This is a genomic window from Colwellia psychrerythraea (assembly GCF_000764185.1).
GTDB classification, from domain to species: Bacteria; Pseudomonadota; Gammaproteobacteria; order Enterobacterales; family Alteromonadaceae; genus Colwellia; species Colwellia psychrerythraea_B.
In genome coordinates, this window is the sequence record NZ_JQEC01000011.1 from 454,481 (window position 1) to 471,234 (window position 16,754).

The 16,754-nt window shown below is 36.6% G+C and carries 14 protein-coding genes; 6 read left to right on the top strand and 8 right to left on the bottom strand.

The features are described 5' to 3' along the window. The first annotated feature begins 68 nt into the window (after positions 1-68). The gene (locus GAB14E_RS16240) at positions 69-953 is read left to right on the top strand and encodes a DUF481 domain-containing protein (protein WP_033081361.1); all 885 of its coding nucleotides are present in this window, start codon (positions 69-71) and stop codon (positions 951-953) included. A 149-nt stretch (positions 954-1,102) separates the two neighbouring features. Here the strand turns inward: GAB14E_RS16240 and GAB14E_RS16235 are convergent, their stop codons facing one another. Beyond that, positions 1,103-1,720: a hypothetical protein gene (locus tag GAB14E_RS16235; RefSeq protein ID WP_231561999.1), complete on the bottom strand. Its 618-nt coding sequence runs from the start codon at positions 1,718-1,720 to the stop codon at positions 1,103-1,105. Positions 1,721-2,059: 339 nt separating this feature from the next. Here GAB14E_RS16235 and GAB14E_RS16230 point away from each other — a divergent pair, with 339 nt between their 5' ends. The 5 genes from GAB14E_RS16230 to GAB14E_RS16210 all read left to right on the top strand — a co-directional run bounded on the left by GAB14E_RS16230 (position 2,060) and on the right by GAB14E_RS16210 (position 8,692). After that, a complete protein-coding gene (locus tag GAB14E_RS16230) occupies positions 2,060-2,248 on the top strand; it encodes a hypothetical protein (protein WP_033081362.1) in 189 nt (62 codons plus the stop codon). Positions 2,249-2,818: 570 nt separating this feature from the next. After that, positions 2,819-5,710, top strand: a complete 2,892-nt coding sequence (locus tag GAB14E_RS16225) for a hypothetical protein (RefSeq protein ID WP_033081363.1) — start codon at positions 2,819-2,821, stop codon at positions 5,708-5,710. A gap of 189 nt (positions 5,711-5,899) precedes the next feature. Further along, positions 5,900-7,579, top strand: a complete 1,680-nt coding sequence (gene ettA / locus GAB14E_RS16220) for an energy-dependent translational throttle protein EttA (RefSeq protein WP_033081364.1) — start codon at positions 5,900-5,902, stop codon at positions 7,577-7,579. 208 nt (positions 7,580-7,787) lie between these two features. Beyond that, positions 7,788-8,147, top strand: coding sequence for a PilZ domain-containing protein (locus GAB14E_RS16215; RefSeq protein WP_033081365.1), 360 nt, complete (start codon positions 7,788-7,790; stop codon positions 8,145-8,147). 47 nt (positions 8,148-8,194) lie between these two features. Next, a complete protein-coding gene (locus GAB14E_RS16210; protein WP_033081366.1) occupies positions 8,195-8,692 on the top strand; it encodes a glycine cleavage system transcriptional repressor in 498 nt (165 codons plus the stop codon). Positions 8,693-8,823: 131 nt separating this feature from the next. Here the strand turns inward: GAB14E_RS16210 and GAB14E_RS16205 are convergent, their stop codons facing one another. The 7 genes from GAB14E_RS16205 to GAB14E_RS16180 all read right to left on the bottom strand — a co-directional run bounded on the left by GAB14E_RS16205 (position 8,824) and on the right by GAB14E_RS16180 (position 16,710). Then, positions 8,824-10,776, bottom strand: a complete 1,953-nt coding sequence (locus GAB14E_RS16205) for an ATP-dependent DNA helicase (protein WP_052093516.1) — start codon at positions 10,774-10,776, stop codon at positions 8,824-8,826. Positions 10,777-10,926: 150 nt separating this feature from the next. Further along, a complete protein-coding gene (locus GAB14E_RS16200) occupies positions 10,927-11,604 on the bottom strand; it encodes a response regulator transcription factor (protein WP_052093517.1) in 678 nt (225 codons plus the stop codon). Then, complete coding sequence (locus tag GAB14E_RS16195; RefSeq protein WP_033081367.1) at positions 11,597-12,817, bottom strand: sensor histidine kinase; 1,221 nt, start codon at positions 12,815-12,817, stop codon at positions 11,597-11,599. The genes GAB14E_RS16200 and GAB14E_RS16195 overlap by 8 nt, the downstream gene beginning before the upstream one ends. 82 nt (positions 12,818-12,899) lie before the next feature. Further along, positions 12,900-13,352 carry a DUF2141 domain-containing protein gene (locus GAB14E_RS16190; protein ID WP_052093518.1) on the bottom strand — a complete coding sequence of 151 codons (453 nt, stop codon included), beginning with the start codon at positions 13,350-13,352 and terminating at the stop codon, positions 12,900-12,902. Between the two features lie 249 nt (positions 13,353-13,601). Then, positions 13,602-14,825 carry an ABC transporter permease gene (locus tag GAB14E_RS16185; RefSeq protein WP_033081368.1) on the bottom strand — a complete coding sequence of 408 codons (1,224 nt, stop codon included), beginning with the start codon at positions 14,823-14,825 and terminating at the stop codon, positions 13,602-13,604. Continuing rightward, positions 14,825-15,985, bottom strand: coding sequence for an ABC transporter permease (locus GAB14E_RS0122645; RefSeq protein WP_052093519.1), 1,161 nt, complete (start codon positions 15,983-15,985; stop codon positions 14,825-14,827). The genes GAB14E_RS16185 and GAB14E_RS0122645 overlap by 1 nt, the downstream gene beginning before the upstream one ends. Further along, complete coding sequence (locus GAB14E_RS16180; protein WP_052093520.1) at positions 15,982-16,710, bottom strand: ABC transporter ATP-binding protein; 729 nt, start codon at positions 16,708-16,710, stop codon at positions 15,982-15,984. Before GAB14E_RS16180 ends, GAB14E_RS0122645 begins: the two co-directional genes overlap by 4 nt. Positions 16,711-16,754: the final 44 nt, after the last annotated feature.

Genomic DNA, 16,754 nt, shown 5'->3' on the forward strand with positions numbered 1-16,754 from the left:
AATATACTACTTAGGTATAATCAGCATTCATTATCAGCTGTTCCACCTTGTAAGTAGTATTAATTAAGATGTTTTCTCGCTTTATCCTTCTTCCCTTATTTGCCTTTTATTGCACTGTCCCTGTAATTTCATATGCGCAAGCACAACCAGAAGAGTCTAACTCTGCTGACGCCTCTGACATTTTATTTAGTTTAGAAAAGGCAGATGATTCACAGCAGCCTTCTTCTGGTACTTTGTTTACCGCCTCTGCTCAGCTTGGTTTTCTCTATTTAACAGGTAACACCCGCAGTGCCGATATAAAAACGGGTCTAGACTTACGTTTTGAAAGAGGCCTTTGGCGCAGTTTTTTTGTTTTTGATTTATTGGTTAAAAAAACCGAAATTGAAAATGAAATGAGTACTAATAAAGAGAATAAAAATTTTGAAACCACTGATCAAAAGTGGAGCATTTCCTCGCAAACTAACTATACCCTTGATGCAGCTAGACAAAACTACATCTATGGTAGTGTCTTTTATGAAGAAAATCGCTTTTCTGGCTTTGACTCACAAGCTTCAATATCTACGGGTTGGGGTCGTCGCTGGTTTGAAAGTAAAGAAGCCAGTTTTGATGCTGATATAGGACCCGGTTTTAAAAGGGATGTTACCCAAGTAACCCCAGAGGAAATGGCTGATGGCAAGACAAGTCAAACACAAGACACATTCATTTTGCAGGCTCAAGCGCTTTATATAAGGCACATAAATGAGCACATAGAGTTTAAACAGCTGTTCGTTGTTAAACATGCTATTGAAGTGGGACAAAACAGTATTTACAAAGCCGAAAGCTCAATCACCAGTAAATTAATTGATTCACTACAACTAAAAGTAAACTTTATAATAGATTACAACTCAAAGGTAGACGATGATAAAGCTAATTTAAATACCGAAACCTCTGTGGTACTTATTTATAGTTTTTAGTAAGTATTCCTAACTTAGCAACAAGACAGTATTAGCTTACTGGCCCGAATGAGTATAATACCAGTTCTATTAAGTTTGTGATCTTGTTTTGCGTAGGAAAATAAATCGAGCGTCTTAGAGTATTTTAATCAGCACAAGTGGGCAATAATTTAATGGAATTGGTATAACTTAAACTTATCTAAATCGTCAGATAAAAGTTCAACACTTTTTTTATCAATCATATAAGTAAAGGTACAACTACCAACTTCACTAAATTCATAACAGACACTTAGAAAGGCCTTTCCCTGTTTGGAGTTATATAAGCCAAACTTAAAAGTAACACCATTCATCCACTCTGATACATACTCGTTTATCGGCTTTATGGTTAAGTAACTATCTGGTGTAGTTTGAGCCTGCCAGTGACGATACTTATTAATAGCAAACTCAACCTCATCAACTTCAGACTCATTTATCCATAAAGGGTAAATCACCGTTGAACTCCCTTGCCCCGAATTGAAAGCTAAGCTATTTCCCTCGGCAGAATACAGTAAGGTATTACCTGAAACTAAACCTGTTTGAGCCACTTTTAAGTTGGCTTTTTTCTTAAGGTGATTATCTGTATTTGTACTGTACTCAGAAAACCTTACCTGTGTATCTGCTAGATTCTCAGTATAAGCACCAATTGAACCACAACCCGTTAACAATAAGGCTAATATGACTATGAACGGTTTCATTTTATGCTGACTATTTTTATTATTTAAAGCCCGTTGAGATAAAAATATTGCCATTAACCTCTACTAAGCGCTGATCTGAAAGTCCATTCTACCTACGATTTTCCTACTAAATGTTGAGATTCGTAAACTTGCCGTTAAGAACTGTAATTGGATAGAAGCCAATCTGACAGTAAGTACACGGCACGCTCTAACAAATAATGCTCACAATTCCCAATATCAGTACATTGCAATCCTGATACTGGGATTGATTTACAATTTAACTAATGTACAACTTCCTAATCACTTGTTATCTATATGAAAAAATAGTGGCATATAAGTGGCAAGACATAGTTCAAGATAGACTTAATGAATTTTTAACTCATGATTTAAGCAAGCAACAGTGAAGGGATTATTATGAATTCAACTACAGCACCTTTTAACAAAATGGCACTAGCGTTAGTACTTTCGGTAAGTGGCATGTTACTAAGCTTGTCAGGGCTAGCCTTAGCAACTGATAACGTTAAATATGAACAGCGTACAATTAAAGTTGAAAATAAAGTTATCGAGGTTAAAGAGGTAACATCATTGGTGCAGAGACCATAATTAAAGTGTTATCTCATAGCCAATACCGTGCTGAGAGTTTAGACGAACTGACCCTCTCAAACATCAATAAATACTCGATGTGAAAAGGTAAAGAGTTTTATCTTTTCACATCGCTTTGACAACGCAAAATATTGTCTTAAATTAAGTCACTGCTTTGCGCCAAGTACATCATAAAGGATGTACTGTGAGTTACAGCTAAAAGTAATCTACCTACTCCGACTACAACTAAAATAAAAATCCACTCAATCTCATTTGCTTGCCTTGCGCCTTTAACCAAAATATCGGCAATATAATTTCTCTTCAAAATAATAAGGTTTCTACATGGCTCAGCCGTTACCAGATAAATTCATCATGTCGATGAACCGCGTTTCGAAAATTGTTCCGCCGAAACGCACAAGCTAAGAAGTTAAAATGCACTGGACTGTTCCCCCCTTTTACCTCATTGATTTTCAAAATAAATCGACAAATAGTTCAATTAAATCAAGTTACAACCATTAGGTATTCTGATATATTCATCAAGTATTTTACTCTCAAAAATCTAATGAATATTATTCAAGGAAGGATAAACTGTTGTCTATTCACATCTCCATTTTTAAAGCATTACTATTATCATGTTTAGTTATCGGTCTTACTGCCTGTGGTGGAGGTGGTGAAGAAAATAGTGATGCTGAAACTCCCCCTAAAAACACCATTTCATTAGAGCTGCCAGCTGATCAAACTGTCACTGAGTATGACTCAGTTACCTTGGCGGCTGTATTAATAGATGGAAGTAACAGTATTAATAGTTTTAACTGGCGGCAAAAATCAGGCATCACGCTTGACTTACCCGTACCGAGTGCGGGTGATAGTCATGCGCAATTAACTTTTATTACACCCAATGTTCAAAAAGATGAACTAGTAACATTTGAATTTATATTGGTTCATGGACAAAATGAAACTATCAAAGAAACGACCATTACCATAAAGGCTGCAGATGACGATATTGCAGACATGGTATTTGAAGATGAAAATTTTTCAGCTTGTGTAGTTAATCAAGCTGAAAATAAAGACTGGAAACTTGCTAGAGAATTTACTTCCCTCTCATGTATTAATCAGGATATTAGCTCTGCTGCTGAAATAGAGTATTTTATAAACTTAACTTCACTCACCATCTCTAACCAAAAATCACCTGAAGAACTAGTAGTTAACGCAAATACTGTCAAAGAAATACCGGACACCAATAATAAGCTAGAAAATATAGATATCAGTAAACTAACAAAATTAGAAATACTTAATTTAAGTTACAACAAACTAACCAGTATTGATCTAAGTAATCAACTCAGTTTAAGAAGCTTAGCATTAGACAATAATTTAATTACTGAAGTCGATTTAAGTGCGCTAAGCAATTTATGGTCTTTGCATGTAGAAGAGAATCCTATAAATGAAGAAACCATAGAACAACTCATCATTTTATTAAAAGAAAGTGACATAACAGTTTCTTTTCCAAACCAACTACCTCAAGTAACTGTACCTACTTTAGATTCTATAATTGAGTACTCATCTGTTCAACTAGTAGCTATTGCCGAAGATGTTGATGGTTTTATATCAAGTTATACGTGGCGACAAGTTTCAGGCATTGACCTTGGCCTTGACTTATCGTTAGAAGATAAGAACTGGGTAAGTTTTACAGCGCCAAATACCAATGAAGATTTAGAGCTAATATTTGAATTAGTGGTCAAAGATGATAAAGGTGAAGCTACAACAAAGCAGTTTAGCCTCACTATACAAGCATCACCTTATGATCTATCAGATATAGCTTTTGAAGATGAGTCATTTAAAAAGTGTATTTTGGAACAGGCTGAATTTAAAGGCTACCTATTTTCCACTGACTTTATAGAACTAACTTGTCCCAATATGGAGATTTCATCCGTAAAAGGGATAGAACTTTTTACTAACTTGACAAAATTAGACCTTTTTTACAACCCAATCACAAGTATCAATTTAACTTCCCTAACAAAACTGACTAAGTTAAGTCTTTTTGGTTACAGACTAACCAATTTAGACTTAACTGCTCAAACGCAGCTAATAAGTTTAGGTATTAGAAATTATCAACTTACCAGTTTAGATTTATCTGCTCAAACGAAGCTAATAAGTTTAGATATTACAAATAGTCAACTAACCGATTTAGACTTATCTGCGCAAACAAAGTTAATAAGTTTAGATATTACAAATAACCAACTGGCCAATTTAGACTTATCTGCGCAAACAAAGTTAATAAGTTTAGATATTACAAATAACCAACTGGCCAATTTAGACTTATCTGCTCAAGAAAATTTAAAGAATTTATACGCTAATGGAAATGAACTGACCAATATAGTATTCCCTGAAGATCCACAGGTCTCAGTGCTCGCTTTAGTCGATAACCAATTCACCACCATTGACTTAACACTTTTAACAGAACTAACGTCTTTAGACCTAAGTGTACTAGGTAAATATAATGTCCAATTTAACACCATTGAAAGTATGGATTTAAGTAAAAATATCAAACTCACAGATTTAACCATTGTTGGACAAGATTTATCTTCTATCGATTTAAGTACAAACCTAAACCTAAACAGTTTAAAGCTTTCTCTCAATAAGCTAAGCGATATTGACTTAAACACTAATATTAAGCTAGAAACCTTAGAGATAAGAAGTAATTTACTTCAAGCTATTGATCTTACTCATGCAACTCTGTTGGAAGTAGTTACGCTAGAAGTATATTCACTTGCTAAACTTGATTTGAGTTCACAAAACAAGCTAAAAACCTTAGTAATATGGAACAGTAACTTGCAATTTTTAGATGTTACCAATAACCACGAACTCACCACCCTCCATGTCTTCAATAGCCCAATATACAGTTTATTTTTGAGTGAGCAACCAAGCTTAACATCATTGAGTCTAGGAGCTACCAGTCTTACTTGGTTAAATTTAAGTAAGCAAAGTAACCTTCATTCAATCTATTTATCAAACAGTTACCTTGATACGTTAGATTTAAATGCTCAAAAAGAGCTACGGATTTTAAAGCTGTTATCTAATGAATCACTGACAGGTGTAGATTTAACTGCACAGACTGAGCTAAGTTCTCTATTTTTATCGGCAAACAGTAATAAAAACTACCCCTTATTAGATATGAACTTAGGCCTCCTCACCAAGTTAGAAAACTTATTTCTACGAGATGGAGCGCTATCAAGCATAGATTTATCAGCCCTGATAGAATTAACAGAATTAACTTTGATCCATAATCGGCTGCTAAACATTGACTTAAATAGTCAATCAAAACTAATAAGATTAAATCTTAAAGATAACCTTTTAACCACAATAGATATTTCAAGTTTAAGTTTATTAAAATCACTAGGTATTACGAATAATCCGCTTGATGATATCACCAAACAATATTTAGACAGTTTGAATGGCGTTAATGGTTTAAGTATTTCTCATTAACGCTAACCTAAGCAAAGTCTAAATATGAAAGGAGCTTGATAACAAACAAGCTCCTTTTAACTTTCTCACTTTCCTGTCGAAAGTTAAATAAATTCATTTCAATAAAAAACAAGTTTACTTTGCTAATCACCTAATGTTTAACCTAAAATAACCGCAATTATAATTCTCTTCATATAAAAAGGTATCTACATGGCTCAGCCGTTACCAGATAAGTTCATCATGTCGATGAACCGCGTTTCGAAAATTGTTCCGCCGAAACGCACCATTTTAAAAGACATCTCCCTATCTTTTTTCCCTGGCGCTAAAATTGGTGTATTGGGTTTAAACGGCTCAGGTAAGTCTAGCCTGCTTCGTATTATGGCGGGTGTTGATAAAGAATTTGAAGGTGATGCTGTTGCATTAGCCGGTACTAAAATTGGTTATTTACCACAAGAGCCTCAACTTGATGAAAATCAAACAGTACGCGAAGCGGTTGAAGAAGCCGTTGCGACAGTTAAAAACGCCATGGCACGTTTAGACCAAGTCTATAACGAGTATGCTGAAGAGGGTGCTGATTTTGATAAACTAGCTAAAGAGCAAGGCGAGTTAGAAGATATAATCAACGCGAATGATGGTCATAATATCGATAACGTATTGGAACGTGCTGCTGATGCATTACGTTTACCTGAGTGGGATCAAAAAATTGCTGTACTAAGTGGTGGTGAACGTCGTCGTGTTGCACTCTGTCGCTTATTGCTTGAAAAACCAGATATGTTATTACTGGATGAGCCAACTAACCATTTAGATGCTGAATCGGTTGCATGGTTAGAGCGTTTTTTACATGACTATCCTGGTACTGTAGTAGCAATCACCCATGATAGGTATTTCTTAGATAATGTTGCTGGTTGGATATTAGAGCTTGATAGAGGACATGGTATTCCTTATGAAGGTAATTATACCAATTGGCTTGAGCAAAAAGATGCCCGTCTTGAGCGTGAAGGTAAAACAGAAAATGCATTACAAAAAACCATCAAGCAAGAGCTAGAATGGGTACGTTCAAACCCTAAAGCGCGCCAATCAAAAAGCAAAGCCCGTATGGCACGCTTTGAAGAGCTGAATAGTCAAGATCATCAAAAACGTAATGAAACCAACGAACTTTACATTCCACCTGGGCCACGTTTAGGTGATAAAGTATTAGATGTTAATAACTTAACCAAATCATTTGGCGATAGAGTGCTCATTGATGACTTAAGCTTTAGCGTACCTAAAGGCGCTATTGTTGGTATTATCGGGCCAAACGGCGCGGGTAAATCGACACTATTTAAAATGATGTCTGGCGCTGAAAAACCAGACTCTGGTGAAGTAGTATTGGGCGATACAGTTAAGCTTGCCAGTGTTGATCAGTTCCGTGATGACATGGATGACAGCAAAACGGTTTACCAAGAAATTTCTCAAGGCCATGACATTTTGCAAATTGGTAACTTTGAAATTCCAAGTCGTGCTTATTGTTCACGCTTTAACTTTAAAGGTAACGATCAACAAAAGATCATTGGTGAGTTATCTGGTGGAGAACGTAACCGTGTGCATTTAGCTAAGCTAGTGCAAACAGGTGGTAACGTATTACTGCTCGATGAACCAACCAACGATTTAGATGTTGAGACCTTACGTGCACTTGAAGAAGCGATATTAGAGTTCCCTGGTTGTGCCATGGTTATTTCCCATGACCGTTGGTTCTTAGATCGCATTGCAACTCATATTCTAGATTACCGTGATGAAGGTCAAATTAACTTCTATGAGGGCAACTTTACTGATTATGAAGCTTGGTTGAAAAAAACCTTGGGACCTGCAGCAACAGAGCCACATAGAATTAAATACAAAAAAATAGGTTAATTACTAAATTAAAGTAGTCATTGCGAACGCCTGAGTAACTTTGCTATGTTCAGTTAATGATTTAACCGTTAAATATCTAGATAAAGCCAGTTAAAATTTTGATTTTAACTGGCTTTTTTGTGTTCGGTAACTTTTTACTTTTCAATAAAATAGGGCTATGCTAAATACACTCGCAACAAAAATGTTCAAGCTAAAGTGGAAGATAGACATGGAAAATAGACGACAATTTACTCGCATTTTATTTTCAATAAAAGCGGAGATAGAAATTGAAGAACAGACATACCCTGTATCTATCCATGATATTTCTCTTAATGGTGCTTTAGTTACCGCAATAGACAGTAAAGAATCATTAAAAGGTAAACTTGGTACTCTGCACTTTTTACTGTCAGACAATGAGTCAGAAGTTACAATGAACATTGCTGTTGTCCACGTTGAAAAAAACGAAACTGGTTTGCAGTGTAATGCTATCGACATAGACAGTGTTACTCATCTACGCCGTTTGGTAGAACTAAACCTTGGCGATAGCGAGCAGCTTAATAAAGAGCTCGATCAGTTATCACGTATATAAGTTAAAAAATTTTCCTTAGCAACCCAAATGACCTTTTAGGAGTCTTAATGAATCATCTAGTAATCTCTTGTATTGGCCCTGATCAAACTGGCCTAGTAGATACCTTATCCAAAATAATCTCAAAAAATCAAGGCAACTGGCAAGTCAGTAGCCTACATCGTTTATCCGGTTTTTTTGCCGGTGTTATTGAAGTAGCCGTGGCAAGTGAACATTCTGAAGGCTTAGTTAATGAGCTAAAAAACATTAATGGTTTAAGTTGTCAAATTGAAGTAGCAGAGCCAAACTTACCCGAAATTGTTAGTAATTTAGTGTTAGAAATTACCGCCAATGATAGACCCGGTATAGTACAAGATGTTTCGTCTGTGATTCACCATCAAAGTGGCAACTTAATCAAATTAGTGAGTTCACAAGATAGTGCAGCCTATAGCGGCCAAGATATTTTCAAAGCTAAGGTACAAATTGCTATTGCTGATAAATCAATTGATGACCTTATCTATGCCTTAGAACAAATTGCTGATGACTTGATGGTAGATGTTTCCCGCTAGTAGCAATTAACAATAGTGCTGAACATATAAAAAACGAGTGCTTAGGCACTCGTTTTTTATATTACTTCACTACGCCTACATTGAGGAAATAGCGCGGCACACTAGGTGATATCATATAGAAATTTAGACCTTTAAGATAAGGTTTCCAAAAACTTAGCTGCTTTATTGATATCTCGACTTCGCTTCATATCCGGTAAGCTTTTCAAAAAAGTTTCACCATAGGGCTTATTCACTAACCTATCATCACAAATAACCATTACCCCGCGATCACTAACATCACGGATAAGTCGGCCTACCCCTTGCTTTAAGGCGATGACGGCCTGTGGTAATTGGATTTGACTAAAAGGCTCACCGCCTTGTCGTCTAATATCTTCACAGCGAGCCTGTAGTAAAGGGTCGTCCGGCGAAGCAAAAGGTAATTTATCGATAATCACACAAGTAAGCTTATCACCTCGAACATCAATACCTTCCCAAAAACTTGCCGTGGCCAGTAATACTGCATTATCTTGCTCTATAAACTGTTCGAGTAATTTTCGTTTAGCCATTTGTCCTTGTACTAATAATGGGTTATCAATACTTTCCGCCAATGTTTCAGCAACCTGATGCATAACTCGATAACTAGTAAAAAGCATAAAACAGGCGCCTTTACTGGCTTTAATTAATGGCTCTGCCAGCTCAGCCAATTTTAAAGCACGATTTTTATCATTAGCTTGCGGTAAATAGCGAGGCACAACAAGTTGTGATTGCGCCTGATAATCAAAAGGACTATCAAGCATTAACTGTTTAGCACTTTGCAAACCTAAATGTTGAGCAAAGTGCGAAAAGCTATTATCTACAGCCAAAGTTGCTGAGGTAAAAATCCAGCCTGCGCCTGATTCTTTAACAACGGCACTAAACTTATCACTCACGGTTAACGGGGTTTGATGCAAGACCACACTGCGCGGCGTTGTTTCATACCAAAAACTCATGCCATAAGCTTCTACATTGGCCATTACCTCATACTGGGCAAGCAGGTTAACCGCGCGATCAAAACAATTATCTATCGCTTCGTTTCTTGACACACAAAGCTTTATTACTTGATAAAGAAAATCTAAATCAATTTTTAAATTGGCAAATTTTTGCTGAAATTGCGTTTGCTTATGCTTCTCTCGCCAGTTGCCTCGCTCGGGATCATAATTAAATAACAAACGAAATTCTTGGCAGGTCTTTTGTAGCTTTTCAGCAGCCAAACCTAACTGTTTAACATCAGTTAAACTACTACGATGTACTTGTAATACGTCGGTGCACAAATCTACTAGTTGTTTACTAGAAAATGCCTCACCAAAATATTCACTGGCGATATCACCTATTTGATGAGCTTCATCAAAAATCATTACCTGCGCTTTAGGAATTAGCTCACCAAAACCGGTATCTTTTAAAGCCATATCAGCAAAAAACAGGTGGTGATTCACCACGATAATATCGGCATCACTGGCTTTTTGCCGGGCTCGAACTAAATGACAAGCCTCATAGTCTGGGCAATCTCTCGCCAAACAATTATCCAAAGTACTAGTGACAAATGGAAAGATAGTTGAGTCTTCACTGACATTAACTAATTCGCCAATATCACCACTTTGTGTGCCATTGGCCCAGGTTTTAATTTTGACTAGGTCTTGCAGCATTTGTGCATCGAGTTGGCCGCGACTATCTTGATATTGCCCTAAACGGTAGTTACATAAATAGTTTGCCCGACCTTTTAATAAAGCAACTTGTGCATTACTCGCTAACGCCTTTTTGATCAGAGGAATATCTTTATGAAAGAGCTGCTCTTGCAAGTTCTTGGTACCCGTTGAAACTACAATTTTTTTAGTTTTTTTTGGGTTTAGCGCTAAAAAAGCGGGAATTAAATAAGCAAAGGTTTTTCCTGTTCCCGTACCTGCTTCAACAATAAGTGATGACTGCTCATCAATAGCATGGGCAACATCTAGTGCCATGTCTGTTTGCGCTTGGCGAGGTGAAAAACCGGTGATGGCTTTGGCTAAAACACCATCATTGGCGAAAGCTTTGCTAACACTAGAAATTGAACTACTGATTGAGGCGGTCATGAATAAAACTAACTATCGGCAACTTGGCTTAATAACATTTTAAACCTGTTATCAAACGAATAGGAATAGCTAAGAATTATACCTATATTACTTATCTTTACTAGCGCTTTGCTCAATGCTTCGCTACATCAGATGTTATAAAGGTGTTTATTAGATAATGCCTTCATTTAAGGCAGTTATTACCGCACGGGTTCTATCACGGGTATTTAGCTTGGCTAAAATATTCGAAACATGATTTTTTACCGTACCATCGGCTAGAAAAATACTCGCTGCAATTTCCTTATTAGAAAATCCTCCTGCCATTAGTTTTAAAATTTGGCGTTCTTTCTCAGATAATTTTTCTAATACCGGAGAAACATCAAAATCTTTATTAATTTGTTTCATTACTACTGGCTCAGCCACGAAACCACCTTTTGCAAGAGTCTTTACCGCATTAACCAGTTTTTCAAGTGAAACATCTTTCAGTAAAAAACCATTAGCGCCAGCTTGTAAACTTTGCATGAACAATTCGCTATCATCAAACGTAGTTAACATTAAAATGGGTAAGGTATTACCTTGTGATCTTAATATTTTCACTAACTCAATACCCGATAGTTTTGGCATACGAATATCAAGTAAAAGTACATCGGGTTGCTGTTCATTGAGCTTTAGCTGTGCTTGCTCACCATCTTCTGCCTGCCAAATAATATTAATGTCATCACTTAAGGTTAACAGCCCCGCAATGCCCTGTCGTACAAGCTGTTGATCATCAACTAACGCCACATTAATAATATTGTTTTCGGTATGCTTTTCTAAATTACTTGCAAACTTGTCTACTTGATCAGTCATAACTATCTTCCACTTGAATTTTTAAAGTACAACCTGTCGATGTTTGGATTAACTCAACTAAGCCGTTAAAGTCTGCTAAGCGCTCTTGCATCCCCGCTAAACCACTACCCGACTGCTTATCTCTTTGATTGTCTGGTTGATTAACTAGTTGATTGTCTGGTTGATTAACTAGTTGATTATCCTCTTTATCAGACTCCATACTAGATAATACATTCGCCGATTTCACTGAGCCATTATCAAGTAAATAAAGACTTAGCTGCTGCTCAGTTTTTATGGCTGATAGAGTGAATGTATTCGCTTTACCATGACGTATGGCATTACTCACCCCTTCTTGTAAACAAAACATCAACTGTTGCTTCAAAGATAAGGCATTAATCTTAGGCGCAGACTCCACCTTAAGCTGACAACCTGGTAATTGTTCAATAAGCGCAGACAGCTTATCTACCAGGTCAAACTGCTCTTCGGTGCGCATTTCTTTGACTACTTCACGTACGTCTGACAGTAAGGTTTTTGCATGAGCAAGGTTTTGCCCTAATAAAGGTTTAAATTCTTCAGGTACTTTATGTCGGCTTACTTCAAGGTTCAACGCTAAAGCGGTTAACTGATGGCCAATAACATCATGTAAATCACGCGAAATTCTTAAACGTTCTTTACGTTGTGATGATTCTTTTAGCATAAAACGTGTCGCCAGTAATTCTTGGTTAATAGCGCTAAGTTCTTCTTTAGCTTTGACTTCTCTTAAGTTACTTTCTATGGCTGAAAAACCAAAAACTTGCAGCATAAGATAAATAATTACATGGAAAAGCGTATTAAGCATATTACCATCGAATTTAAGTAGAAAGTGCGCCGCCGTAATAGAAATCATAATGTACATGGCTTGACGCCGGCTAAACCTTGATGGTAATTGCGTAGCGATAAGCACTAATAAAATAGGGGCTATATCGTATTTGTCAAATTTGATCAATATCAATACTACAACCACTTGGCACAGCAATATTAACTTATCGCGTCTTGGAAAGTCTGCCGCCTTAGAGGAAACTATAATGGCAAAAGATAAATAAAAACTTAAAAAGGCAGTTAACTTTAAAAATAGCTCCGCACCTACAGGTAAGTTATTCAAAGAAAGGAAACAAATAATAGACCAAGTCAAAAAACCAGAAAAATGTAATAGCCAATCTTTATATAAATGTTCTGGAATAAAGGACTTAAACATAATTGATTACCGTAATTTTTAGGGATAAAACACTGTAGCAATGCTAAAGCGTTTTAATTTGTTAGGGGCTATGAGCATGATATTAAAATAATTCTATTTCAATTTCTGTTTTTTCTTCAACAGTAAATTTAGCATCTTGGTATTTGGGACTACCAAATCGACCAACATTATTACTAAAACCATAACCCTCTTTTGGAATACCAATAAAATTAAAATCTAGCTTTTGATTACTGTTTTCATCTTGATAAATTTTAATAGCATACTCACCTTCCGGTATATCTTTAAAGATAACTTGCTCGTTTTCGTTATCCGCTTTCACCCTTGAGCCAAAGCTGGATTTCCCTTGGCTAAACGCTTCTGTTCCTGAGTAAAGGCCAACCATGATATGCCCCTTACCCTGATTTACTTCACTAATATTTACAGTTAAGTCTGCTGCAATAACTTGCTGGCTCATCATGGCGATTAATGATAACGAGCTTATTGCTGCTAGTACTAAACTGCTTACTGAGAAACGGATCATTTTTTTAATGAACATAATGTTTTCCTTATTTTTTGATTGTGAATTAATAATTAATCGATGGCTAATTTATATTTTAACTTGAGTCATGTTCTTCAAGAGCGACTCAGCTGATACTATTTGCTAAGCCAAATTGTTTCGACAAAGTAATGATATGAGATGTCGGCTTTAGGGTCAGGTGCCAAAAGTCACATTTTAATCAGATTGTTTTCATGACTTTTGGCATGATTGAAAAATATAAGTTAAGTTTTATAAACTTAGCCTAATTTAATTGTCTCTTAACGCTACAGTAACAGGTAAAGACATGGCTTTTATCGCTGGCAGAATGCCACCTAATAAACCGATACTTATAGAAAACAGTAATGTTTGCATCATTAAGCCAACAGTTAGCTCAAAATTAAACAACATTTGACTCAAGTTATTGGCATCTTGGGTTGAGGCGGTCCAACCATCAAAAATAAAGTACAAAGGAAGAATACCCAAGAGTCCACCGACTAGAGCAATAAGCAAAGCTTCGAAAAGAATAGAAAAGCAGATAGCAACGCCACTAAAACCTATTGCTTTATGAGTCGCTATCTCTTTACTACGGCTAGCGATAGTGGCGTACATGGTATTGAGCGCGGCAACCATAGCGCCAAGTGCCATAATAAACGCCACAGGAAAGCCAACCCAACGTATTAATCGAGTTAAATCTTCTGCTTGGCTGGCAAAGAATTGCTTTTCATACATGATGCGTAAGTTTAAGCGTGGATCATCTTGCCACTCTTTGTTAAGCGCTGTGATATCAGTATTCTTTTTCAATGCCAATCGAACTGACTGTATAGTATTACCACGTTGGTAGTCACTTTGTATCATGCCAATGTCAGCCCATAACTCAGACTCAAAAACGCTGTTATTATCACTAAATATGCCACTAACAAACCATTGAGCACCACCAAGGGTGATGGTAGAACCAACGGTTAACTCAGGTATTTTTCGAGCTATTGCTTGTCCGATAATAACTTGTCGGATACCAGTTTTAAACTTTACCCCAGCAGCCATTTTAAAGTGAGGACGAAAGCGATAAGTACCTTTACTAATGCCTCTTAGTGCTAGTTTTTCAATATGCGTCTCACCGGCTTTATCAAGGTATAACATTTGGGCATTAACAAACATTTCCGCTGAAACCATTGCTTGGTTATCATTATTTTTAAGTACTTGAGCATGGTTTGCTAGAATATTAACTTCTGCAGGGAACATGACACTTTGTAATTCTGATATTGCGCCTGCACGCATTACGATTAAGGTATCATCAAGGCCCGTTTTCTCTAAGGTTTTAACCATACCTTGCGTCATAGCAAGCACAGATAAAATTACCGCTGCAACACAGGCAATGCTCAATATACTCACTGATGACGCAATAGCTCGATGTGGAAAGCTTTTTAAGTTTATTGTTGCTAAGCCCATCGCTTGTTTAACTTTTGCTAGACTACGATTAATTAATTGAACCATTATGCTTTTGCTCCTAAGGTCTTACTTATGGTTAAACGATTAAGCGTTAAAGCGGGTAGTAAACTACACAGGGTTGCTGCAGTAAGTACCAGTAAAGCTACACTGAGGTAATGACTGTTATCAATGGCTATACCGGGAAGGAAGTTAGCAAACAATTGGCTAAGCCAAACTAAACATAACAGTGCAAACATGCAACCAAACAAGGCGCCAAGTGCCAGTATAAAAAATGACTCTAGATACACTTGAGCAATCAAAAATAGACTAGAAAAACCAAGAGCTTTCATCATGGCACTTTCATTCAAACGTTCTCTATTACTTTGCACCATGGTATTGCACACTATCAGTAACAAGGTAAAAAACACCGCAATAACGACTAACTTTATAACCATTGCCATATCTACAAATTGCTGTACCCGCTCTTTAATGAAAACTTGTTCGGTTGTTGTTCTTGTCGCGCCATTAGAGTTAACAAACAATTTATCTATCCGTTGACTCACTTCATCTACATCAGCTTGCTCTGTTACTTTAGGTGTTAACCAACTCACCGTGTTTCTCGCATAAGCACGAGCTTTATCAAAATAACTATGCTGAAAGAATATTTGTTTTTCTCCACTCGCACCATCAGCACTTTGATAGATGGCAGCAACAGTAAATGGCCAGGTAAAAGAACCTTCTCTATTCATCCAAATAGAAGAATTTAGCGGCACTCTATCGCCAACTTTCCAGTCGTATTTATTAGCGATTGCTTGCCCTACTACAAGCCCTGTTCGTGTTTTTTTCCACTGTTCAAGTTGTAACTTCGAGATGTAATATTCATCGAACATTTCAAAGTAACTGTTATGGTCAACAGCTAAAACTGCGAGTTGATTGGTTTCGTCTTTAAAAAAACCGCCAAACCAAGAGGCATAACTAACACTTTCTACGCCAGCAATGACGGCAATTTTTTGCTGATAATTAATAGGTAAAGACCTAGCCAGGGATATTTTATGACTGGTAAGTAGCCTTAATTGATTATTACTGCTGACATTACTCGTTAGCGCATGATTAATTCCGGCTAAAATTGAGAATAAAAAAAAGGCAATCATTACCGATATACAGGTCAAGCTAAAACGTGTTTTCTTACGAAAACTATTAACCCAAACTAACTGAAATATATTCATGAGTTAACCTCGACCGCAGACAATTGGTTTTGTTTACTGTCATGTATGTACTTCTCTAAATTAATTACTCTGCTGGCATATTCGCTCGCCCTTAAATCATGAGTCACCATGACTATAGTTTTGCCAAAATATTTATTAAGCGTGGTTAGTAATGTCAAAATCTCATCAGCCGTTTTTCTATCTAAATTTCCAGTAGGCTCATCACACAAAATTATTTTAGGATCACTGACAATTGCTCGCGCAATAGCAACTCGTTGCTCTTGACCACCAGATAGTTCTTTAGGTAAATGCTTAGCGCGTTCCTCCATACCAACTAAACGTAGCGCTAAGCTTGCGTGTTGCTTTCTTTGTTTGCTATTTAGAGCCGTTAATAACAAAGGCAATTCAACATTGCCTTGCGCGGTTAATACCGGTAATAAATGATGTGATTGAAAAACAAAGCCAATATTTTCAGCGCGCCATGTTGATAACTTCCCCTCCGATAAGGTATCAATTCGCTGATTATCAATAATTACACTGCCTGAAGTTGGTAAATCTAATCCGCCAATTAAGTTCAGTAAGGTACTCTTACCTAATCCTGATGGTCCCATTAACGCGACAAATTCACCTTTTGCTATCGATAAATTAAAATTGTCGTGCACAACAACCTTGTTGCTGCCTTTTTGGTAGCTTTTATTTATGTTGATTAATTCAATAGCTACTTTTTTTTGATTATTGTTTTGCATGATATTTCCCTAAATATTTATGACTTATTGACTAACTCTCACTG

Excerpts from the sequence above, each read along its gene's own strand:
- GAB14E_RS16240 (WP_033081361.1), top strand. The coding sequence starts at position 69 with ATGTTTTCTCGCTTTATCCTTCTTCCCTTATTTGCCTTTTATTGCACT.
- GAB14E_RS16235 (WP_231561999.1), bottom strand. The coding sequence starts at position 1,720 with ATGGCAATATTTTTATCTCAACGGGCTTTAAATAATAAAAATAGTCAG.
- GAB14E_RS16230 (WP_033081362.1), top strand. The coding sequence starts at position 2,060 with ATGAATTCAACTACAGCACCTTTTAACAAAATGGCACTAGCGTTAGTA.
- ettA (WP_033081364.1), top strand. The coding sequence starts at position 5,900 with ATGGCTCAGCCGTTACCAGATAAGTTCATCATGTCGATGAACCGCGTT.
- GAB14E_RS16215 (WP_033081365.1), top strand. The coding sequence starts at position 7,788 with ATGGAAAATAGACGACAATTTACTCGCATTTTATTTTCAATAAAAGCG.
- GAB14E_RS16210 (WP_033081366.1), top strand. The coding sequence starts at position 8,195 with ATGAATCATCTAGTAATCTCTTGTATTGGCCCTGATCAAACTGGCCTA.
- GAB14E_RS16205 (WP_052093516.1), bottom strand. The coding sequence starts at position 10,776 with ATGACCGCCTCAATCAGTAGTTCAATTTCTAGTGTTAGCAAAGCTTTC.
- GAB14E_RS16200 (WP_052093517.1), bottom strand. The coding sequence starts at position 11,604 with ATGACTGATCAAGTAGACAAGTTTGCAAGTAATTTAGAAAAGCATACC.
- GAB14E_RS16195 (WP_033081367.1), bottom strand. The coding sequence starts at position 12,817 with ATGTTTAAGTCCTTTATTCCAGAACATTTATATAAAGATTGGCTATTA.
- GAB14E_RS16190 (WP_052093518.1), bottom strand. The coding sequence starts at position 13,352 with ATGTTCATTAAAAAAATGATCCGTTTCTCAGTAAGCAGTTTAGTACTA.
- GAB14E_RS16185 (WP_033081368.1), bottom strand. The coding sequence starts at position 14,825 with ATGGTTCAATTAATTAATCGTAGTCTAGCAAAAGTTAAACAAGCGATG.
- GAB14E_RS0122645 (WP_052093519.1), bottom strand. The coding sequence starts at position 15,985 with ATGAATATATTTCAGTTAGTTTGGGTTAATAGTTTTCGTAAGAAAACA.
- GAB14E_RS16180 (WP_052093520.1), bottom strand. The coding sequence starts at position 16,710 with ATGCAAAACAATAATCAAAAAAAAGTAGCTATTGAATTAATCAACATA.